The sequence below is a fragment of the Alkalilimnicola sp. S0819 genome, from assembly GCF_009295635.1.
Lineage (GTDB): Bacteria > Pseudomonadota > Gammaproteobacteria > Nitrococcales > WHIW01 > S0819.
The window spans coordinates 1-20,389 of the sequence record NZ_WHIW01000011.1 but is presented as its reverse complement, the minus strand read 5'-3'; the positions used below and the strand labels follow the sequence as shown (position 1 = coordinate 20,389).

General features: G+C 65.1%; 19 protein-coding genes and 1 tRNA gene. 11 read left to right on the top strand and 9 right to left on the bottom strand.

Annotated features, from left to right (window positions below):
• Positions 1-9: 9 nt before the first annotated feature.
• The 6 genes from murJ to rplU all read right to left on the bottom strand — a co-directional run bounded on the left by murJ (position 10) and on the right by rplU (position 4,867).
• Entirely contained in the window at positions 10-1,584 is a 1,575-nt protein-coding gene (murJ, locus tag GBG68_RS10120; RefSeq protein WP_152146910.1) for a murein biosynthesis integral membrane protein MurJ, read from the bottom strand.
• A 111-nt stretch (positions 1,585-1,695) separates the two neighbouring features.
• Entirely contained in the window at positions 1,696-1,959 is a 264-nt protein-coding gene (gene rpsT / locus GBG68_RS10115; RefSeq protein WP_152146909.1) for a 30S ribosomal protein S20, read from the bottom strand.
• An 86-nt stretch (positions 1,960-2,045) separates the two neighbouring features.
• Entirely contained in the window at positions 2,046-3,164 is a 1,119-nt protein-coding gene (gene proB / locus GBG68_RS10110; RefSeq protein ID WP_152146907.1) for a glutamate 5-kinase, read from the bottom strand.
• Entirely contained in the window at positions 3,145-4,200 is a 1,056-nt protein-coding gene (gene cgtA, locus GBG68_RS10105) for an Obg family GTPase CgtA (RefSeq protein WP_152146905.1), read from the bottom strand. The genes proB and cgtA overlap by 20 nt, the downstream gene beginning before the upstream one ends.
• A gap of 73 nt (positions 4,201-4,273) precedes the next feature.
• Positions 4,274-4,531 (bottom strand): 50S ribosomal protein L27, encoded by a 258-nt coding sequence (gene rpmA, locus GBG68_RS10100; protein WP_152146903.1) that lies wholly within the window; start codon positions 4,529-4,531, stop codon positions 4,274-4,276.
• Between the two features lie 21 nt (positions 4,532-4,552).
• On the bottom strand, positions 4,553-4,867 hold the full coding sequence (rplU, locus tag GBG68_RS10095; RefSeq protein ID WP_152146901.1) for a 50S ribosomal protein L21: 315 nt from the start codon (positions 4,865-4,867) through the stop codon (positions 4,553-4,555).
• A 175-nt stretch (positions 4,868-5,042) separates the two neighbouring features.
• Between rplU and ispB the strand changes: the two genes are divergently transcribed.
• The 10 genes from ispB (at position 5,043) to GBG68_RS10045 (ending at position 14,771) form a co-directional block, all read left to right on the top strand.
• Positions 5,043-6,011, top strand: a complete 969-nt coding sequence (gene ispB, locus GBG68_RS10090) for an octaprenyl diphosphate synthase (RefSeq protein WP_152146899.1) — start codon at positions 5,043-5,045, stop codon at positions 6,009-6,011.
• Positions 6,012-6,021: 10 nt separating this feature from the next.
• A tRNA-Pro gene (locus GBG68_RS10085) sits at positions 6,022-6,098 on the top strand.
• Positions 6,099-6,156: 58 nt separating this feature from the next.
• On the top strand, positions 6,157-6,963 hold the full coding sequence (locus GBG68_RS10080; RefSeq protein ID WP_152146898.1) for a TlpA disulfide reductase family protein: 807 nt from the start codon (positions 6,157-6,159) through the stop codon (positions 6,961-6,963).
• A gap of 112 nt (positions 6,964-7,075) precedes the next feature.
• Positions 7,076-9,028 (top strand): EAL domain-containing protein, encoded by a 1,953-nt coding sequence (locus GBG68_RS10075; protein ID WP_152146895.1) that lies wholly within the window; start codon positions 7,076-7,078, stop codon positions 9,026-9,028.
• A gap of 169 nt (positions 9,029-9,197) precedes the next feature.
• On the top strand, positions 9,198-10,925 hold the full coding sequence (gene pilB / locus GBG68_RS10070) for a type IV-A pilus assembly ATPase PilB (RefSeq protein WP_152146893.1): 1,728 nt from the start codon (positions 9,198-9,200) through the stop codon (positions 10,923-10,925).
• A gap of 36 nt (positions 10,926-10,961) precedes the next feature.
• Positions 10,962-12,185 carry a type II secretion system F family protein gene (locus tag GBG68_RS10065; RefSeq protein WP_152146891.1) on the top strand — a complete coding sequence of 408 codons (1,224 nt, stop codon included), beginning with the start codon at positions 10,962-10,964 and terminating at the stop codon, positions 12,183-12,185.
• Positions 12,186-12,190: 5 nt separating this feature from the next.
• The gene (locus GBG68_RS10060; protein ID WP_152146888.1) at positions 12,191-13,054 is read left to right on the top strand and encodes a prepilin peptidase; all 864 of its coding nucleotides are present in this window, start codon (positions 12,191-12,193) and stop codon (positions 13,052-13,054) included.
• A 9-nt stretch (positions 13,055-13,063) separates the two neighbouring features.
• Positions 13,064-13,660, top strand: a complete 597-nt coding sequence (gene coaE / locus GBG68_RS10055) for a dephospho-CoA kinase (RefSeq protein WP_152146887.1) — start codon at positions 13,064-13,066, stop codon at positions 13,658-13,660.
• Positions 13,661-13,756: 96 nt separating this feature from the next.
• Positions 13,757-14,545: a cell division protein ZapD gene (zapD, locus tag GBG68_RS10050; RefSeq protein ID WP_193222299.1), complete on the top strand. Its 789-nt coding sequence runs from the start codon at positions 13,757-13,759 to the stop codon at positions 14,543-14,545.
• A gap of 16 nt (positions 14,546-14,561) precedes the next feature.
• The gene (locus tag GBG68_RS10045; RefSeq protein ID WP_152146882.1) at positions 14,562-14,771 is read left to right on the top strand and encodes a DNA gyrase inhibitor YacG; all 210 of its coding nucleotides are present in this window, start codon (positions 14,562-14,564) and stop codon (positions 14,769-14,771) included.
• A gap of 58 nt (positions 14,772-14,829) precedes the next feature.
• On the opposite strand, the gene GBG68_RS10040 is transcribed toward GBG68_RS10045, so the two are convergent.
• From GBG68_RS10040 to secA, 3 genes are read right to left on the bottom strand one after another with little or no spacing between them, the layout of a single operon-like run.
• Positions 14,830-15,771, bottom strand: a complete 942-nt coding sequence (locus GBG68_RS10040) for a Nudix family hydrolase (RefSeq protein WP_152146880.1) — start codon at positions 15,769-15,771, stop codon at positions 14,830-14,832.
• Positions 15,771-16,970, bottom strand: coding sequence for a bifunctional glutamate N-acetyltransferase/amino-acid acetyltransferase ArgJ (gene argJ, locus GBG68_RS10035; RefSeq protein ID WP_152146878.1), 1,200 nt, complete (start codon positions 16,968-16,970; stop codon positions 15,771-15,773). The genes GBG68_RS10040 and argJ overlap by 1 nt, the downstream gene beginning before the upstream one ends.
• 10 nt (positions 16,971-16,980) lie before the next feature.
• A complete protein-coding gene (gene secA, locus GBG68_RS10030) occupies positions 16,981-19,698 on the bottom strand; it encodes a preprotein translocase subunit SecA (RefSeq protein WP_152146876.1) in 2,718 nt (905 codons plus the stop codon).
• Between the two features lie 105 nt (positions 19,699-19,803).
• Between secA and GBG68_RS10025 the strand changes: the two genes are divergently transcribed.
• A complete protein-coding gene (locus GBG68_RS10025) occupies positions 19,804-20,265 on the top strand; it encodes a DciA family protein (RefSeq protein WP_152146874.1) in 462 nt (153 codons plus the stop codon).
• The last annotated feature ends 124 nt before the right edge of the window (positions 20,266-20,389 follow it).

The following is a 20,389-nucleotide window of genomic DNA, read 5'->3' as shown; positions in this document are numbered from 1 at the left end:
AACCGTGCATTATAAGGGCTTTGAAGCCCCCCGGCCATGCGCGGCGGGGGCACGCAGGCTCCCCGGGCGCAGACCGCTCAGCCACAGCACCGCGCCATAGACCACAACACCCGCGCTCACCCACAACAGCAGCCGCCCGACCCGCGCCCAGACGTCCGCCAGCAGCCAACTGTGCAGTTCGCGCGCAGGCCAGTAAAGCACGATCGCCATCGCGGCGACCGCCAGCAGGATGCGCCCGGCGTACAGGCCCCAGCCGTCGCGGGGCTGATACACCCCCGTGGCGCGCAGGCCGCGGAACAGCATCCAGGCATTCGCGCCGGCGGCCACCACCGTGGCCGAGGCCAGGCCCACATGCCCGTAGGCGGTGTCGTGCAGGCGGTAGACGGCAAGGGCGCTCAACACCATGTTGAGAAGGAAGCTGAAGGCGGCGAAACGCACCGGGGTGCGGGTGTCCTGGCGCGCAAAGTAGCCCGGCGCCAGCACCTTCACCAGGATGAAGGCGAACAGCCCGGCGGCGTAGGCGAAAAGGCTCAGGCGCGCGGCGTAGACATCGGCGGCCAAGAAGGCCTTGTACTGGAATAGCGTGGTCAATATCGGCCCCGCGAGCATGATCAGCCCCACCGCCGCGGGCAGCGCAATCAACACGGTCAGGCGCAGCGCCCAGTCGAGGGTGGCGGAGAACTGCGCGGGCCGGGCGCTGCTGTGCTCACCGGAGAGCCGGGGCAGGATCACCGTACCCAGAGCCACGCCGAAGATACCCAGCGGGAACTCCATCAGCCTGTCCGACACATACAGCCAGGTGATGCTGCCGGTGATCAGGAAGGACGCCAGCACGGTGTCCATCAGCAGATTGATCTGCGCCACCGAGGAGCCGAACACCGCCGGCCCCATCAGCCGCAGCACCCGACGCACGCCGGAATCCTTCCAGCCCCAGCGCGGCCAGCTGAGCACGCCCAGGCGGCGCAGTACCGGCAGCTGAATCAGCAGCTGCAGCACCCCGGCGACGAACACGGCGAAGGCCAGCGCATAGATGGGCTGCTGGAAGTAGGGCTGCAACCAGAGGGCGGCAGCGATCAGACACAGATTGAGCAGCACCGGTGCGAAGGCCGGCATGCCGAAATGACCGTAAGTGTTCATCACCGCCCCGGCACAGGCCACCAGGGAGATCAGCAGCAGATACGGAAAGGTGAGCCGCAGCATGTCCACGGCCATGGCGAACTTGGTCGGGTCATCGGCCAGCCAGCCCGGGGCGAACAGGGCCATCACTCCTTGGGCGCCCAGCACGCCTATCAGGGTCAGCGCCAACAGCACCAGCCCCAGGGTGCCCGAGGCCCGAGCAATCAGCGCGCGCACCTCCTCCAGGGAGCGGTGCAGGCGGTATTCGCTCAACACCGGCACGAAGGCCTGGGAGAAGGCCCCCTCGGCGAACAGCCGTCGACCGAAATTGGGAATCTTGAAGGCGACGAAGAAGGCGTCGGTGGCCGCGCCCGCACCGAAGAAGGTGGCGATCACCACATCCCGCACCAAGCCCAGCACCCGCGAGAGCAGCGTCCAGGAGCCAAAGGTGAACAGGGATCTGAGCATGGATCTACTCGCGGCCGAGCGAAGGCCAGATCATAGCAAGGCCCGGCTGGAAAACACCCGGCCACGAAAAAGCCGCCCGGTCAGGCGGCTTCCTCGATTCGGCGCCGGCCGTTAGGCCAGGGCGCGGATGCTGGCGTTCAGACGGCTCTTGTGGCGAGCAGCCTTGTTCTTGTGGATCAGGCCCTTGGTGGCCATGCGGTCGATAACCGGCACAGCGGTCTTGAAGGCGGCATCAGCCTGGGCCTTGTCACCGCTCTCCACAGCTTTGAGCACCTTCTTGATCTCGGTGCGCAGCATCGAGCGGCGGGCCTGGTTGTGCTGCCGACGTACTTCGGCCTGACGGGCACGCTTCTTTGCGGACGCGATGTTAGCCAAGGCTTAAACTCCTACCAAAAGAATCGGAATCCAGAAAGGGCGGTCATTATTCTTGCGGGAGCCGCTTATGTCAACCAGGGAGACGCTCAACCGGTGAGCACCAGATTGTCCCGGTGGATCAGTTCCGGCTCGCCCACATAACCGAGCAGGCTCTCGATCTCGTCGCTGCCGCGCCCTTGAATGCGACGCGCCTCGTCCGCGCCGTAATTGGCCAGGCCACGTGCGACCTCGACGCCATCGGGGCCCAGACAGGCTACCACTTCGCCGCGGGAAAACCTGCCCTCCACCCGGCTAACACCCACGGCCAGCAGGCTGCGGCCCTGCTCGCGCAACACCCGCACCGCGCCGGCATCCAGCCAGAGCTTGCCGCGCAGCTGCAGTTGCCCGGCCAGCCAGCGCTTGCGGGCCGCCAACGGCTCGGCGGCGGGGCTCAGCCGAGTTCCCAGCGCCTCCCCTTCCTGCAGGCGCAGCAGCACCCGCTCCTCTCGCCCGGAGGCGATGCGGGTCACGGTACCGGAGCGTGCCGCCCGGGCGCCGGCACGCACCTTGGCCAACATTCCGCCACTGCCCACGGCGCCCGCCGCGGCGGAGCACATGGCATCCAGGGACGGATCACCCGCCCGTGCCTCGCGCACCAGAGCAGCGTGGGGGTTGCTTCGCGGGTCACCGTCGTAGAGGCCCTGCTGGTCGGTGAGAATGACCAGTTGATCCGCCTCCCCCAGGTTCGCCACCAGCGCGGCCAGGGTGTCGTTGTCACCGAAGCGGATTTCGTCGGTAACCACGGTGTCGTTCTCGTTGACCACGGGAACCACACCCAGCTCCAGCAAGGTCTTCAATGTGCTGCGAGCATTCAGATACCGCCGACGGTTGCTCAGATCTTCATGGGTGAGCAGCACCTGGGCGGTGTGCAGACCGTAGCGCTGGAACTCCGCCTCGTAGGCCTGCACCAAACCCATTTGCCCCACCGCGGCGGCGGCCTGCAGCTCGTGAACGGCGCGCGGGCGTTGCCGCCAGCCCAGACGCTGCATGCCCTCGGCCACGGCACCGGAAGAGACCAGAATCACAGAAAGCCCCCGCCGGCGCAGCTCGGCAATCTGCTCTACCCAAGCGGCGATGCGTGTGCGGTCCAGCCCGCGCCCGTCGTCGGTGACCAGGGCGCTGCCGACCTTGACCACCCAGCGCTCGCTACTGCTCCGTCCGCTCATTCCGGCCCTGTTCCTCTTCTTCCGCCCACATCGCTTCCAGGCGGGTCATCACATCCTGACTCAGCCGCTCGGTGCCCTCGCCGCTGAGCGCCGAGACCGCGTAGACCGGCCCCTGCCAGCCCAACTCGGCACACAGGGCATCCACATGGGACTGACGCTCGCTCTCGGGCAGCAGGTCGAGCTTGTTGACCACCAGCCAGCGCTCCCGCTCGGCCAACTCAGGACTGAAGCGACGCAGCTCGTCGGCGATCTTGCGCACCTGCTCCGCCGGAGAGACGCTCTCATCCAGCGGCAGCGCATCCACCAGGTGCAAAATCAGGCGGGTGCGGCTCAGATGCTTGAGAAAACGCACCCCCAGCCCCGCGCCCTCGGCCGCGCCTTCGATCACCCCGGGCACATCGGCCACCACGAAACTGCGCCCGGCGCCCACGCTCACCACGCCCAGATTCGGATACAGGGTGGTGAAAGGATAATCGGCCACCTTGGGCCGCGCGGCGGAGACCGCCCGAATCAAGGTGGATTTGCCGGCGTTGGGCATACCCAGCAAGCCCACATCCGCCAGCAGCTTGAGCTCCATCTTCAACTCCCGGCGCTCGCCTTCGGTGCCGGAGGTGGCGCGGCGGGGAGCCCGGTTGACGGAGCTCTTGAAGTGGATGTTGCCCAAGCCGCCCCGGCCGCCCTGGGCCACCAGGAGCTGTTGGCCGTGCTCCAGCAGATCCCCCAGTTGCTCGCCGGTCTCCCGGTCGTAGACCAGGGTGCCGATGGGCACCATCACCACGATGTCTTCACCCTTGGCGCCGCTGCACTGACGACCCATGCCGTTCTCGCCGCGGCGGGCCTTGAAGTGACGGGTGTGGCGGAAATCCGCCAGGGTGTTGAGCCCCTCGTCGGCCTGCAGCCAGACGCTGCCGCCCTTGCCGCCATCACCACCGTCCGGCCCCCCCTTGGGGATGTACTTCTCCCGGCGGAAGCTCACGCAGCCATTGCCGCCGTCCCCGGCGGCCACCTTGATGGTGACTTCATCGACGAATTTCATGGCGGCACATTACCCCATACAAAAAAGCCCCGCTCGAGGAACGGGGCTTTCGCACTATGCTTGTGGCCGAGCCTTACGCGGGGCGCACACTCACGGTGCGACGCTGTTTCGGCCCCTTGCGCTCGAAGACCACGTGACCGTCGGCCTTGGCGAACAGGGTGTGATCCCGACCCAGACCGACGTTCTCGCCGGCATGGAAGTGGGTGCCGCGCTGACGGATCAGGATGTTGCCGGCGATTACCGCCTGCCCGCCAAAGCGCTTCACGCCAAGACGTTTCGACTCTGAATCGCGACCGTTACGAGTACTGCCGCCTGCCTTTTTATGTGCCATGAGCTTTGTCCTCTCAGTCGATTAGGCTGCGGAGATGCCGGTGATCTTCACTTCCGTGAAGCTCTGCCGATGCCCCTGGGTGCGCTTGTAGTTGTGGCGGCGCTTGAACTTGATGATCTCCACCTTGTCCGCGCGGCCCTGGCGCACGACCTCGGCGGTGACCTTGCCGCCTTCCACCAGCGGCGCGCCGACCTTGACGTTATCACCTTCGCCGACCAGCAGAACCTGGTCGAAATCCACGGTGGCGCCTTCTTCGGCGTTCAGCTTCTCGATGCGCAGCTTGTCGCCTTCGGCGACGCGGTACTGCTTGCCTCCGGTCTTGATGACGGCGTACATGGCCCGTTCTCCGTTGAATTCCATTCGCTGGCCGCCGAGAGGGCAGCCAAGTCAAGGCGCGGAATCTTAGCGACTCCTAGCCCCGCGGTCAACGCCGACACCTCGCTTTCTTGACACCCCTCCGCGCCCTTCCTAGCATGCGGCTTCCCTTCCGCTGTGGGCCTTTCGATCGGCAATGGATATCAACGCGCTGCGTGAACTGGTGGCGGACGACGTGTCGGCCGTGGACCGGCTGATACAGACTCGGCTGAGCTCGGACGTGGCGCTGATCAACCAGCTGGGCGCCTACATTATAAACAGTGGCGGCAAGCGCCTGCGCCCCCTGCTGGTGCTGCTGGCCGCGCGGGCCTGCGGGCACACCGGTCAGGATCACATACAGCTCGCCGCGGTGGTGGAGTTCATCCATACATCCACCCTGCTCCACGACGACGTGGTGGACGCCTCCGAGCTGCGCCGCGGCCGTGACACCGCCAACCACATCTGGGGCAACGAAGCCAGCGTGCTGGTGGGGGATTTCCTCTACTCACGCTCCTTCGAGATGATGGTGGAAGTGGGTCGCATGGATGTGATGGCCGTGCTGGCGGCCGCCACCAATACCATCGCCGCCGGCGAGGTGATGCAGCTGCTCAACTGCAACGACCCGGATGTCAGCGAAGAGCGCTACCTGGAGGTGATCTACCGCAAGACAGCGGCGCTGTTCGAAGCTGGCTGCCGGCTCGGCGGGGTGATCAGCGATCAGCCGCAGGTAGTGGCCGATGCGCTGGCCGACTATGGCCGCCACGTGGGCACAGCCTTCCAGCTGGTGGATGACCTGCTGGACTACACCGGCAGTGCCGAGGAGATCGGCAAGAACGTGGGCGACGACCTGGCCGAGGGCAAACCCACCATGCCGCTGATCTACGCCATGCGCACCGGCTCCGCGGCGCAGGCGGCGGCGATCCGCATAGCCATCGAACAGGGTGACGTGTCGCGCCTGGCGGAAGTGCGCGAAGCGATTGAAAACACCGGAGCCATTGCCTATACTCGCCGCCTCGCTCAGCGGGAGACGGATGCCGCCTTGGCCTGTCTGGAGCATTTGCCGGCCAACCCGTATCGGCAAGCGCTTGAACAGGTCGCCAAATCAGCGGTGGATCGCTCTCACTAGATCGACAATTCGGGGTGTAGCTCAGCTTGGTAGAGCACTGTCTTCGGGAGGCAGGGGCCGGAGGTTCGAATCCTCTCACCCCGACCAGGCACAAGATCGAAGGCCGCCGCGGTAGCAATACCGGGCGGCCTTTGTCGTGGGAGCCATGAACAGCATCACCCTCGGCCCACTGGCGCTGGCCATCCCCCGCCTGGTGGCGGTGGCGCTGATGATTCTGGCGCTGCTCGCCGCCCGCCTGTGGGAACGGCGCGGCCACCGCGGGCTGGAATCACTGCTCTGGCAAAGCCTGGTGGCCGGCCTCATCACTGCGCGGCTGGCTTATGCGCTGGGTCACGCGGACTACTTCCAGCAACGGCCCCTGGAAACCCTCTACCTGTGGCAGGGTGGCTTTTCCGCTTGGGCAGGAGTAATCGGCAGCATGGTCTACGCCACGGCGCGCGGCAAACGCGCCGCCCTGCGCAAGGCGCTACTCACCCTCATCGCGACGGCGGCGCTGGCCTGGGCGGCCTTCGCCTGGCTTAACCAGCAATTGCAGCAAGCCGGTCCCGGCCTGCCGGAATTGGACCTTCAGAGCCTGAGTGGCGAGTGGATGGCGCTGCGCGATTTCCGCGGCAAACCCACGGTGGTGAACCTCTGGGCCACCTGGTGCCCGCCCTGCCGGCGGGAAATGCCAGTGCTGCAGGCAGCCCAGCGCCAACATGCGAACCTCCACATTGTTTTCGTCAATCAAGGCGAAGACCGCGCCTCGATCGGCCGCTACCTGCACGGTCAAGGCCTGCAGTTGGAGAACCTGCTGCTGGACCCGCTCCACCAGTATTCCGAGCAGACCGGCGCACGAGGCCTACCCACCACCTTCTTCTATGACGCCGACGGGCAACTGGTCGACACGCACTTGGGCGAACTGAGCGAGCCCATGCTGGCGGATTTCCTGAAGCGACTCGCCCCGCCCTGAGCGCCTGCCCGGCCCCCACCGGAACCGCGCTTTACCCGAAGCGCTCGCGGGGCCTATCCTTGCGGTTCGGAAAAGACAACAAGAACCCAAACTGCAGGGGATGCCTTTACCCATGGGGGATCAAAGCGGCCCGATTTATCTGCTGTTCCAGGACGGCACCGTCGGCGAGGCCCTGGCGCTGGATCTGCGTCATTACGGTTACAAGGCACGGCACTTCGTCAGTGCGGCGGTAATGGGCAATGCAGCGGCAACCCTGCCGCCGGCGGCGGTGATCGCGGAGCTGGAGGCCTTGGGCGAGGAACCGCTGGCCGCGCCCCAGGCCCCGCATATTTTCGTCTCGCGCCAGGACGACATGAGCACCCGGCTGCGGGCCATACGCGCCAATGGCAGCGGCTTTTTCCACTGGCCGCTCAATCGCACAGCCCTGTTGCATCGCCTGAGCCAACTGCTTGCCGCGGACAGCGCCGAGCAGCCCACCGCCCTGTTGCTGGAGGAGCCTGGGAGCTGCGCCCCCGTCGAGCGCGACAAGCTGGAGGCGGCCGGCATTCGGCTGCTGGACTGCGATACCAGCGATCAACTGCTGGAAACCCTGCGCCGCGAAGCCGTGGATCTGCTGCTGCTCCACGCCGATGAGACACCGGAGTGCAGCCTGGAGCTGGTACAGGCGCTGCGCCAGATCCCGAGCTACCAGGGCCTGCCGGTGATCCTGCTGACCTCGGCAGACAAACGCAGCCTGGATGATGCCGCCATCGTCGCTGGCGTGGACAGCCTGCTGGGTCTGCCGGTGGCCGCCACTGACCTGGCCGCCATCATTCATCACCGGGTGGGCCGCGCACGGGATCTGCGCAGCGCCTGGCGCTACCTGGCCCGGCGCGAACCGCTCACCGGCCTCTACAACGACGAGCATTTTTACGAAACCCTGCGTCACACCCTGGCGGCCCGGCGGGCCGGCACCAACGCGGCGCTCGCCTTGCTGCGCCTGGAGGGCGATCAAGCGCAACTGCCCGGGCTGCTGGTGGAGGCCGCCGAGCAATTGCACCGCCTGCTGCCCCCGGCCAGTCTGGCCGCCCGCCTGAGCGATGGCGACATCGGCCTGCTGCTGCACGGTCTGGATGCTTCCGCGCTGGAGCAACTGGCGAGCGAAATCGATAGCCAGATGAGCAAACTCCCCGCCAGCGCGCGCCTGGGCATGACGGTAGTGAGCGCGGCGGACGCGGACCCGGGACAACTGCTGGACCGCGCTACCCAGGCGCTGCAACTCGCGGGCGGCGAGGCCGGCGACCAGGCGGTGCGCAGCGAAGCCGACCAGGCTCTCCTGGAGCAGTGGCACAAACGGGTCAGCCAGGCGTTGGTGAGACAACACTTCCGCCTGGTCTACCAACCTGTTGCCAGCCTCTCCGGCCAACCGAGCAGCTTCTATGAGGTCTTCCTGCGCCTGCGCAGTGAAGACGGGGACGACATTCTGCCCCGGGAATTTCTGCCTGCCGTGGCGCGGGCCGGGCTGGAGCCGCAGCTTGACCGCTGGGTGCTCAGCCGCGCCGCCGAGGTACTGGGCAGCCAGCGGGAGACCGCGCCGGTTTTGTTCGTCAAGCTGTTCGCCGAAAGCATATCCAACCCCGACATCGCCAAGCACATCGCCCAGTGCGTACGGGAGAACGCCGTGCGCCCCGAGCAGCTGGTGCTGCAGATCCCTGAATCCACAGCGATCACGCGCCTGTCGGAAAGCGCCCGACTGGTGCGGGCGCTGCGTGATCTGGGCTGCGGCGTGGCCCTGGAGCATGTCAGCGACGGCAATCAGAGCCTGGAATTGTTGCAAACCCTGAAGCCCGATTACATCAAGCTCGCCGGAAACCTTACTCGCGCCGCCGCCACCGATGTGCAACAGCAGAAACGCATCCAGACTCTGGTGGCCCAAGCGCGCAGCACCGGCGCGCGCACCATCGCCCCGCTGGTGCAAGACGCGGGGAATCTCTCCGTGCTCTGGCAATGTGGCGTGGAATACATCCAGGGCTATTTCATGCAGGAACCGGCGGATGTGTTCGCCAGCGAAGCCTTGTCCTCCTGAGCAGAGACTCGGGCAGACGTGTCCCGCTTCCTAGTTGAGGGAGATTTTATGGTTTATATTCGAAACCTTGGAACATGAAGTTTCCCCGTAACGGAACTTCACGAACACCCATAATAAAAACCATGGACCGAAGCACACGCCGCCGCGCAAAGCGAGATCAAAACCCCATATGGCAACAGTGAACCCTTCCATACGGCTCAGCGGACTGGCCGCCCGCCTGGTGCGCGACGGCCTGCTCGACGAGGAAACCGCCCGGCGCGCCGCGGAAGAAGCCAAGAAGGCCCGCACCCCGCTGGTCGCCCACCTGGTGGAGAAGAAGCTGGTCGCCGCCAAGGCCATCGCCGAGGCCGGTAGCCAGGAGTTCGGCGTGCCGGTGATGGACCTGGACGCCATGGAACCGGATGTGGCCGCCGTCAAACTGGTCAAGGAGAAACTGGTTCGCCACCACCGGGCCCTGCCGCTGCTCAAGCGCGGCAAACGGCTGTTCGTGGCCGTTTCCGACCCCACCAACCTGGACGCACTGGACGAGATCAAGTTCCACACCGGCCTGACCACCGACCCGGTGTTGGTGGAAGAAGACAAGCTCATGCGCGCCATGGACAAGGCGCTGGAGGCCGCCGATGGTGGTCTGGGCGCCATGTCCGGCATGGATCTGGACGCGGATCTGGACAATCTCGACATTTCCGGCGGTGACGAGGACGAGGGCGGGCAGGCGGTCACCGAGGCCGACGCGGACGACGCGCCGGTGGTGCGCTTCGTCAACAAGGTACTGTTGGACGCAATCAAGAAGGGGGCCTCGGACATACACTTCGAGCCCTATGAAAAGCGCTTTCGGGTACGGTTCCGCCAGGACGGCATGCTGAGCGAGGTGGCCGGACCGCCCATCGCTTTGGCCAACCGCATTTCCGCGCGCATCAAGGTCATGTCGCAGATGGACATCGCCGAGCGCCGTGTACCCCAGGACGGCCGCATCAAGATGAGGCTCTCCAAGACCCGGGCCATCGATTTCCGCGTCAACACCTGCCCCACCCTGTTCGGCGAGAAGATCGTCCTGCGTATCCTGGACCCCTCCAGCGCCAAACTGGGCATCGATGCGCTGGGTTACGAGCCGGAGCAGAAGGAACGCTTCGTCGACGCCATCCACAAGCCCTACGGCATGGTGCTGGTTACCGGCCCGACGGGTAGCGGCAAGACGGTATCCCTGTACACGGCGCTGAACATCCTCAACACCGCGGATCGCAATATCTCCACGGTCGAGGACCCGGTGGAAATCAACCTGGAAGGCATCAACCAGGTGAACCTGAACATGAAGGCCGGATTGAGTTTCGCCTCGGCCCTGCGGGCCTTCCTGCGCCAGGACCCGGACGTGATCATGGTCGGTGAAATCCGTGATTTGGAAACCGCCGAGATCGCCATCAAGGCGGCACAGACCGGGCACATGGTGCTCTCCACCCTGCACACCAACGACGCCCCCCAGACGCTCACGCGCCTGGCGAACATGGGTGTTCCGGCCTTTAACATCGCCTCCTCGGTGAGCCTGATCATCGCCCAGCGCCTGGCCCGGCGGCTGTGCAACAGCTGCAAGGCGCCGGTGGAAGTGCCCCGGGACGCACTGCTCAAGGAAGGTTTTCTCGAAGAGGACCTGGACGGGCTCACCCTCTACGACGCGGTGGGCTGCGACCAGTGCGCCGAGGGCTACAAGGGGCGGGTGGGCATCTATCAGGTCATGCCCGTCTCCGAGGCCATGGGCCGGATCATCATGGAGGGAGGCAACTCCCTGCAGCTGGGCGATCAGGCGCGCAAGGAAGGCATAGACGACCTACGCCGCTCGGGGTTGAAAAAAGTCATGCAGGGCGTGACCAGCCTCACCGAAGTCAACCGCGTAACCGTCGAATAATAACAGCGGCATAACAAGCACAAGAGACACGGAGCCATGGCAGAAAAAGCGATCAAACTGTCCACCTTCAGTTGGGAAGGTGTCGACAAGCGAGGTTCGAAGGTCAAGGGCGAGAGCCAGGCCACCAATCCCACCATGCTGCGCGCCGAACTGCGCCGCCAGGGCATCGCCGCCAAGAAGGTGGTGAAGAAATCCACGCTGTTCTCCAGCGCCGGCAAGAAGAAGAAGGTCACCACCGCCGATATCGCCGTGTTCAGCCGCCAGTTGGCCACCATGCTCGATGCGGGCGTGCCGCTGGTGCAGGCCTTCGACATCATCGGCCGCGGCCACGAGAACGCCGGCGTGCAGGACCTGGTGATGAAGATCAAGACCGACGTGGAAGGCGGCGCGTCGCTGGTGGAAGCACTCTCCAAGCACCCGTACCACTTCGACGAACTGTTCTGCAACCTGGTCCAGGCCGGCGAGCAGGCGGGCGTGCTGGATACCCTGCTGGACAAGATCGCCACCTACAAGGAAAAGACCGAGTCCATCAAGAAGAAGATCAAGAAGGCGCTGTTCTACCCTACCGCCGTTATTGTGGTGGCCTTCGTGGTCACCGCCATCCTGCTGATCTATGTGGTACCCCAGTTCGAAGACCTGTTCAGCGGCTTCGGCGCGGACCTGCCGGCCTTCACCCAGATGGTGGTGAACCTCTCGGAGTTCTTCCAGAGCTACTGGTGGGCGATGCTGTTCGGCGCCGTGGGCGTAATCGTGGCTTTCGTACAGGGCAAGCGCCGCTCGCAGAAGTTCGCGCATCTGCTGGATCGAATTGCGCTCAAGCTACCCATCGTTGGCGTGATTCTCAACAAGGCCGCCCAGGCACGCTTTGCCCGTACCCTCTCCACCATGTTCGCGGCCGGCGTACCCCTGGTGGATGCGTTGCAGTCGGTGTCCGGGGCCACCGGCAACGTGGTCTACCAGGAAGCGACGCTGAAGATGAAGGATGACGTCTCCTCCGGCCAACAGCTGCAGTCCGTGATGCGTCAGAGCAACCTGTTCCCCAACATGATGGTGCAGATGGTCGCCATCGGTGAAGAATCCGGTGCCCTGGACGACATGCTGGCCAAGGTTGCCGATTTCTACGAGGAAGAGGTGGACAATGCCATCGACAGCCTGAGCAGCCTGCTGGAGCCCCTGATCATGGCCATTCTCGGCGTCCTGGTGGGCGGCTTGGTCATCGCCATGTATCTGCCGATCTTCAAGATGGGCCAGGTGGTCTAAGCGTCTTGTATTATTTACAACAGAACCCGGCCGCCTTCGTACTGGCGGCCTTCCTGCTGTCGCTGCTGGTGGGCAGCTTCCTGAATGTGGTGATCCTGCGCCTGCCGAAGATGCTCGAGCGAGAGTGGAAGGGCCAGTGCGAGGCACTTTTCGGTGAAACCGAGACCGACAAAGCGGCCGCGCCCTTCAACCTGGTCGCCCCGGCCTCCCATTGCCCCGGCTGCGGGCATCGTATCCGCCCCTGGGAGAACATCCCGCTCATCAGCTACCTCTTCCTGCGCGGTCGCTGCAGCGCCTGCAAGCGCCGCATCCCGGTCCGCTACCCGGCCGTGGAGCTGGCCACCGGGCTGCTGTCCGCGTTGGTGGCCTGGCGCTTCGGGTTCGGCTGGGAGACTGCGTTCGCCCTGGTGTTGACCTGGTCGCTGGTCGCACTGAGTGTGATCGATTTCGACGAGCAACTGCTGCCCGACAACATCACCCTGCCGCTGCTGTGGCTGGGGCTGTTGGTCAATGTAGGCGGCGTGTTCACCAGCCTGCCGGATGCGGTGATTGGCGCGGCGGCGGGTTATCTTGCCCTGTGGCTGATCTTCCACCTGTTCCGCCTGCTCACCGGCAAGGAGGGCATGGGCTACGGGGATTTCAAGCTGCTCGCCGTGTTCGGCGCCTGGCTGGGCTGGCAGAGCCTGCCACTGATCGTCTTGCTCTCCTCGCTGGTGGGCGCCGTGGTGGGCATCGCGCTGATCATACTGCGCGGGCGCGATCGCAACATTCCCATTCCCTTCGGCCCCTACCTCGCTGCCGCCGGCTGGCTGGCGCTGCTCTGGCGCGAAGAGTTCACCGCTTTGTATTTCCGCTGGGCGGGGCTGTAGGCGGGCGACGTGCTGGTCGTGGCCCTCACCGGCGGCATCGCCAGCGGAAAGACCACGGTCTCCGACCGCTTCGCGGCCCTCGGAGTCCCAGTGGTGGATGCGGACGTGGCGGCCCGGGAAGTGGTAGCACCCGGCCAACCGGGTCTGGAAGGCATCCGTCAAGCCTTTGGCGAGAGCATGCTGGACAATCGGGGCCGCCTGGATCGGGCGCGCCTGCGAGAGCACATCTTCCAACACCCCGAGGCCCGCGCCCGGCTGAATGCCCTGCTCCACCCGCTGATCCGCGAGCGTCTGCGAGGACAATTGCGCGCACTCCATGCGCCCTATGCCTTGTTGGTGATCCCGTTGCTGGTGGAAACCGGCATGCAGGGCCTGGCCGACCGGGTATTGGTGGTGGACGCCCCCCGGGAGACTCAACGACAGCGCCTGATGGCCCGAGACGGCGGCAGCGCGGAGTTGGCCGAAGCCATGCTTGCCGCCCAGGCGGAGCGTGGCGCGAGGCTGGCCATCGCCGACGATGTAATCGTCAACGATAGCGACCTGAAACGGCTGCAGGCGGACGTGGAGGCGCTGCATCAGGCGTACCTTCGCCTGGCGGGGGACTGATCAATTCCCTGGCGGCCACCCCCTGAGCCCCTTTCACCATGCGCCCCCCTGGGCGACAATGTGCGGCTTATTGGCTGGGATCAGGGCAGGATGCCAATGGAGTCCAACGCAGAAGAAGCCGTTACGGCCTACGAGCAACCGCTGAACGAACGTGCTCGCACCCTGTTACGCCTGGAATTTCTGTTCCGGCAAGCGGATTTCGCGCTGCAGGGCGAGAGCCCGTGGCACAGCCGGCTGGGCGTACACACGCTGGTGGAGTTGATGGAACTGCTCGGACGTGGCGATCTGCGCAGCGAACTGAACAAGGAGTTGGACCGGCTGCTGGGCGTCCTCGCCCCCCTGCGCCGCCAGCCTGGGGTGGACGACGCTCAACTCGATGCGCTACTGCAGCGATTGGAGGGCTGCAACCGGCGCCTCAAGGCGCTACCGGGCGCACCGGGCGGCGCGCTCAAGCAGGACGAACTGCTGGTGGCCGTCCTCCAGCGCTCTGGAGTCGCCGGCGGCACCTGCGGCTTCGACCTGCCGGCCTACCATCATTGGTTGCATCGGCATCCGCGGGAGCGCCTGGAGCAGTTACAGCGCTGGCTGAGCACGCTTTCGGAACTGCGCGAAGCCGGCGAAACGGTGCTGAGCCTGTACCGTCAGAGCGCGAACATCCAGTCATTGAACGCCGAGGACGGCAGCTACCAACGCAAGCTGCCCGCGGGCGCCCCCGGCCAGTTGATACGCGTGCTTCTGCCTGCGGAATCGCGCTGCCACGCGGTGATCAGCGGCAGCAAGCATTTCATCACCGTACGCTTCCTGCAGGCCACCGCCGATGGGGGCGGGCGGGCGGAGCGGGTGAGCGACACCGTCCACTTTCATCTGCAATGCTGCATGATCTGAACTTCGAGATCACTCCATGAGCACCACCGTTCCCTGCCCCAACTGTCGCGCACCGGTCGAATGGTCCGCGGCCTCGCCTTATCGGCCCTTTTGCAGCAAGCGCTGCCGCATGGCTGATCTCAACGACTGGTTCACGGAACGCCACAGCATCCCCGGCGCCGAGCTGGACGAAGAACTGGTGGGTCGGCTGGCTGATCCGGGCACACGCCCAGCGAACGAAGACTAGCAGGACTGCACGCTGGTTCCTTGGGCGTGCGGCCGCCTGGAGATGGTTAGGGAGCCGCCTAGCTCCTAGACCAGAGACCTCGTATAGCGGCAATTCCCTGACCGCCCGCTTCCCTTGCCCGCGCCGTATCGGCCGGGCTCAGACCACCCAGGGCATAGACCGGCAATGCCGCGTCGGCGACCAGCGCGGCGAACGATTCCCAGCCCATAGGCTCGACGCCGGGGTGGCTGGCGGTGGCGCACACCGGCGAGAGCACCGCGAAGTCCGCGTCCAACGCAGCGGCCCGCGCCAGTTGCGACGCGTCGTGACAGGACACCGCCACTCGATAGCCGCTCGGCAGGGGCCGCTGCCGGGCCGCCGCCAGGCGTCGCGCGTTCAAGTGCACGCCGTCGGCGCCCAGCGACAGACAAAGCGCCGGATCGGCATTGAGCAGCAGCTTCCCCCCCAGCTCATGAACCCGCGGCAACAGGCGCTCGGCCAGGCGCGCGTAGGCGGCATCGCCCAAGGAGGGAGCGCGTAGCTGAAGCAGGCGCACGCCGCGCCTCAGCGCGGCATCCAGCTGCTGTTCAAAGGCGGGCACCTCGGCAGGATCCGGGGTGATCAGATACTGATCGGGAAGTTGCACCGCGCGCACGATGGGCCGGTTGGCAGTGGGAAAATCGTAATCATTCAGCTCGGACGCTGTGACCCAGCGCAATGGTTGGCCCTCCAGACCACGAGGCTCACCGTGCCAGCGGCGCACTGCCCTCACATGGAGCACGACCTCCCGGTCCGGGTAGCGGTGGGGGATACGTATCAGGGGGCGGGCATCGAGCGGCCTGATACCCAGCTCTTCCTCAAGCTCCCTGCACAAGGCCTGTTGCACGCTCTCACCCGGTTCGATCTTGCCGCCCGGGAACTCCCATAGCCCGCCCTGATGGCGATGTGCCGACCGGCGCGCGATCAGCACCCGACCCAGGGAATCGAAAATGGCCGCTGCGGCCACATGCAGCGTCGGCATCAGGTACGGTATTCGGCGTTGATGCGCACGTAGTCGTAGCTGAAATCACAGGTCCAGACCGTGCCCTTGGCCACGCCGCGGCCAAGGCACACACGGATGGTAACCTCGCTGCCGGCGATACGGGCGGCGGCCGCCGACTCCTGGTAATCCGGCGCACGACCACCGTCGCGCGCGATGCAAAGCTCATCCAGGTAGATCCGCACCCGACTGACGTCCAGATCGTCGATTCCGGCACGGCCCACCGCCGCGAGAATCCGCCCCCAGTTGGGGTCGCTGGCGAACAGGGCCGTCTTTACCAGCGGCGACTCCGCCACGGTGAAAGCCACCCGGGCCGCTTCGAGTTCGTTGAGCGCCTCATCGACGTGCACATTGACCAGTTTGGTCGCACCTTCGCCGTCCCGGGCAATGGCACGGGCCAGCTCCACACACAGCTCGGTGAGCGCCGCGCGGAACGCCCGGTAGGCGTCACCCTCTTCCTCGATCCGCAACTCGCCTTGCCCCGTGGCGGCGAGCACGCAGGCATCGTTGGTAGAGGTATCACCGTCCACGGTTACCCGGTTGAACGACAGATGAACCGCCTCTCGCAGCGCACGGTCCAGCAGCGCCTGGGGGAGAGCTGCATCGGTAGCCACGTAGGCGAGCATGGTCGCCATATCGGGGCGAATCATTCCCGACCCCTTGGCCATGCCGGTGAGGATGCAGCGCACGCCATCGACGCGAAACTCACGGCTGGCGAGTTTGGGCACGGTGTCGGTGGTGAGAATCCCGCTCGCGGCTTCTCGCCAGCCATCGCCCGCCAAGGCCTCCAGCACCGCTGGAAGGCCCGCGCTGATGCGCTCCACGGGCAGCGCTTCACCTATCACCCCGGTGGAAAAAGGCAGCACCTGCTCCGGCGCGCAGCCACCCGCCCGGGCCAGCGCCGCGCAGCAGGCCCGGGCATCGCGCAGGCCCTGCTCCCCGGTTCCGGCATTCGCGTAACCGGTGTTGACCAGCAGATAGCGCGGCTCACCCCGGGCGAGGTGTTCTCGGGCCACATGCACCGGTGCGGCGCAAAAGCGGTTGCGGGTAAAGACCGCAGCCACCCGACTGCCCGGCGCCAGTTCCATCACCACCAGATCACGCCGGTCGGGTTTCTTGATCCCGGCGGCGACGGCACCCAACCGCAGGCCGGGCACCGGGTGTATCGACTGTTCGCTCACCCGCGGCTCCTTACTGCAAACGCCCGTGGCAGTGCTTGTACTTCTTGCCGGAGCCGCAGGGGCAGGGGTCGTTGCGTCCCACCTTCTGGTCGCGCACGTAGGGTTGCTCGCGCCGCTGCACCTGGTCGGCTTCCTCGTCGGCGCCCAGACCGCCGGCGTCGGCATGCTGATACTGCATCTCCCCCTGCGGGCGGCGCTGCTCGTCCACCGCGGCCACGTCTTCCTGGGCCCGCACCTGGACCCTCAACAGCAGGCTGACCACTTCGCGTTTGATGTTGTCCAGCATCTCGCTGAACATCTCGAAGGCCTCGCGCTTGAACTCCTGCTTGGGGTTCTTCTGGGCATAGCCGCGCAGGTGAATCCCTTGGCGCAGATAGTCCATGGCGGCCAAGTGTTCTTTCCACTGGGTATCCAGCACCTGCAGCATCACCGATTTCTCGAACTGACGTAGGACATCACTGCCAGCCAGCGCTTCCTTCTCCGCGTAAAGGTCGGCGGCCTGCTGGAGTATGCGCGCGCGCAGCGGCTCCTCGTGCAGATCGGTTTCGTCGTCCAGCCACTGCCGCACCGGCAGCTTCAAGCCAAGTTCACGCTCGAGCGCCTCTTCGAGACCGGCTACATCCCATTGCTCATCGATAGAACCCGGCGGCACGTGCTCGCTGATCAGCTGGTGGATCACGTCTTCCCGCAACCCACGGATGATGTCCTCGATCTCGTCGGCCTCCAGCAGCTCGTTACGCTGCTGATACACCACCCGGCGTTGATCATTGGCCACATCATCGAACTCCAGCAAGTGTTTGCGGATATCGAAGTTGTGCCCTTCCACCTTGCGTTGGGCGTTCTCGATGACTCGGGAGACCAGTCCGCTCTCGATAGCCTCGCCTTCCTCCATGCCCAGGCGCTGCATCATGCCGGTGACACGCTCGGAGGCAAAGATACGCAACAGCGAGTCCTCAAGGGAGAGATAGAACCGGGTGGAGCCCGGATCGCCCTGGCGGCCCGAGCGACCGCGAAGCTGGTTGTCGATGCGTCGAGACTCATGACGTTCGCTGCCGATCACGTGCAGCCCGCCGGCGGCCAACACCTGGTCGTGGCGCATCTTCCAGCCGTCGCGAACCTGTTGGCGCGCCTCCTCGTCGGAGGCGACATCCAGGCTGTCGAGTTCCGCGTCCAGATTACCCCCGAGCATGATATCGGTACCACGGCCGGCCATGTTGGTGGCCAGCGTCACCGCGCCGGGCCGCCCGGCCTGGGCAATGATTGTGGCTTCCCGTTCATGCTGCTTGGCGTTGAGCACCTCGTGGGAAACTTTCCGCTTGTCGAGCAGACCGCTCAGATACTCCGAGACCTCAATGGAGGTAGTACCCACCAGCACCGGTTGCCCGCGCTGCTGACAATCGGCGATATCCTCGATGATCGCGTTGAACTTCTCTTTCTGGGTGAGGTAGACCAGATCGTTGTGGTCGACGCGCGCCATGGGCCGATGGGTGGGGATCACGACCACTTCGAGACCGTAGATCTGCTGAAACTCGAAGGCCTCGGTGTCAGCCGTGCCGGTCATCCCGGAAAGCTTCTCGTAGAGCCGGAAGTAATTCTGGAAAGTGATGGAGGCCAGGGTCTGGTTCTCGGCGCGCACCTGCACGCCCTCTTTCGCTTCTACCGCCTGATGCAGCCCTTCCGACCAGCGTCGACCGGCCATGGCGCGGCCCGTAAACTCATCGACAATCACCACCTGGCCGTCACGCACCAGATAATGCACGTCCTTCTGGTACAAGGCATGAGCCCGCAACGCGGCATTCAAATGGTGAACCAGGCCGATGTTGCGAGCGTCGTACAGACTGGAACCCTCCTCCAGCAAGCCGGCCTCCCGAAGTACCTGCTCTACGTGCTCATGACCTTCCTCGGTCAGGTACACCTGACGAGCCTTCTCATCGACGTAGTAGTCGCCTTCAGCTTCCTCGCCCTCTTCAGGCTCGTGTTCCTGACGCCGCAGTTTCGGCACGAGGCGATTCATCGCTTGATAAGTGTCTGCGCTGTCCTCGGCCGGACCGGAGATGATCAACGGGGTGCGCGCCTCATCGATGAGGATGGAATCCACTTCGTCGACAACCGCGAAATACGGTTCGCGCTGCACTCGGTCTTCCTTGCGAAACGCCATGTTGTCACGCAGATAGTCGAAGCCGAATTCATTATTGGTCCCGTAGGTGATATCAGCCAGATAGGCCTCGCGCTTGGCCTCTTGCTCCATCCCCGGCACCACCACCCCGACGCTCAGGCCGAGAAAGCGGTAGAGCTTGCCCATCCAATCGGCATCCCGGCGCGCCAGGTAGTCGTTCACCGTCACAACATGCACGCCTTTGCCGGCCAGTGCGTTGAGGTAGACGGCCAGGGTTGCGACCAGGGTCTTGCCCTCGCCGGTCTTCATCTCGGCAATCTTGCCCTGGTGCAGCACCATGCCGCCTACGAGCTGAACGTCGAAATGCCGCATTCCCAGGACGCGTTTAGCCGCCTCACGGACGGTGGCGAAGGCTTCCGGCAACAGATCGTCCAGGGATTCGCCCTGACTTAGCCGCTTGCGAAACGCCTGCGTTCGGCCACTCAGCTCCTCGTCGGAAAGCCCTTCGCACTCGGCCTCCAGGTCACCGATCCGTTCCGCGAGCTTACGCAAGCGGCCGACCAGACGATCGTTACGGCTACCGAACAACTTCTTCGCAATGGCGCTGAGCATAGTCGGATTCCAGTCCTGCTGTAGGCTGACAGCCGCCGGATTCGGCACCTGCCGGAAAACCGCTTACTATACTGCAAGAGCAGGCAAATTATTACCGACCCCGCTATGCCCAACGCCAAACCGCCACACGCCCAGCCGCCCCACCACTGGCTACGCAGCCAGCACAGCCCCCTGGGGCAGATACGTCAGCGGGCCCGCCAGCTCGCCATGCTGACCAGGCAGTTACAACAGGACGCACTGCCCGATAGCTTGCGTGGCAAATGGCAGGTTGCACGCCTGGACGCGCAGGAATTGGTGCTGGTCGCGGACTCTTCCCTGTGGGCGAGCCAACTTCGCTATCTCGGACGCCGGCTGCAAGACGCCGCGGAGGCCTACACCGGCATTCGCCCGGCAAGAGTGAGCATCAAGATCGCCGAACAACGGCAGGCGCCGCCGGAACAGCGGGAGAAGCTGAGTGCAGAGGCCGCCCGAACACTGCGCCAGGCCGCGGAAGGTTTCGAAGACGCGCGCCTGCGCCGTGCACTGTTGCACCTCGCCCGCCGCGCGGACCGATCGCCCAAGGATTAGGGTCACCCGCGCAAAGAAAAACCCCCGAAGGTATTTCCTTCGGGGGTTTTGGTATTAAGAGCCTGGCGATGACCTACTTTCGCACAACAGCGAGGCTGCACTATCATCGGCGCTGAGTGGTTTC

What these genes read in the sequence shown, in the direction of transcription:
- murJ (WP_152146910.1), bottom strand. Translation starts at nt 1,584, where the DNA reads ATGCTCAGATCCCTGTTCACCTTTGGCTCCTGGACGCTGCTCTCGCGG.
- proB (WP_152146907.1), bottom strand. Translation starts at nt 3,164, where the DNA reads ATGAGCGGACGGAGCAGTAGCGAGCGCTGGGTGGTCAAGGTCGGCAGC.
- cgtA (WP_152146905.1), bottom strand. Translation starts at nt 4,200, where the DNA reads ATGAAATTCGTCGATGAAGTCACCATCAAGGTGGCCGCCGGGGACGGC.
- rpmA (WP_152146903.1), bottom strand. Translation starts at nt 4,531, where the DNA reads ATGGCACATAAAAAGGCAGGCGGCAGTACTCGTAACGGTCGCGATTCA.
- rplU (WP_152146901.1), bottom strand. Translation starts at nt 4,867, where the DNA reads ATGTACGCCGTCATCAAGACCGGAGGCAAGCAGTACCGCGTCGCCGAA.
- ispB (WP_152146899.1), top strand. Translation starts at nt 5,043, where the DNA reads ATGGATATCAACGCGCTGCGTGAACTGGTGGCGGACGACGTGTCGGCC.
- GBG68_RS10080 (WP_152146898.1), top strand. Translation starts at nt 6,157, where the DNA reads ATGAACAGCATCACCCTCGGCCCACTGGCGCTGGCCATCCCCCGCCTG.
- GBG68_RS10075 (WP_152146895.1), top strand. Translation starts at nt 7,076, where the DNA reads ATGGGGGATCAAAGCGGCCCGATTTATCTGCTGTTCCAGGACGGCACC.
- pilB (WP_152146893.1), top strand. Translation starts at nt 9,198, where the DNA reads ATGGCAACAGTGAACCCTTCCATACGGCTCAGCGGACTGGCCGCCCGC.
- GBG68_RS10065 (WP_152146891.1), top strand. Translation starts at nt 10,962, where the DNA reads ATGGCAGAAAAAGCGATCAAACTGTCCACCTTCAGTTGGGAAGGTGTC.
- zapD (WP_193222299.1), top strand. Translation starts at nt 13,757, where the DNA reads ATGGAGTCCAACGCAGAAGAAGCCGTTACGGCCTACGAGCAACCGCTG.
- GBG68_RS10045 (WP_152146882.1), top strand. Translation starts at nt 14,562, where the DNA reads ATGAGCACCACCGTTCCCTGCCCCAACTGTCGCGCACCGGTCGAATGG.
- GBG68_RS10040 (WP_152146880.1), bottom strand. Translation starts at nt 15,771, where the DNA reads ATGCCGACGCTGCATGTGGCCGCAGCGGCCATTTTCGATTCCCTGGGT.
- secA (WP_152146876.1), bottom strand. Translation starts at nt 19,698, where the DNA reads ATGCTCAGCGCCATTGCGAAGAAGTTGTTCGGTAGCCGTAACGATCGT.
- GBG68_RS10025 (WP_152146874.1), top strand. Translation starts at nt 19,804, where the DNA reads ATGCCCAACGCCAAACCGCCACACGCCCAGCCGCCCCACCACTGGCTA.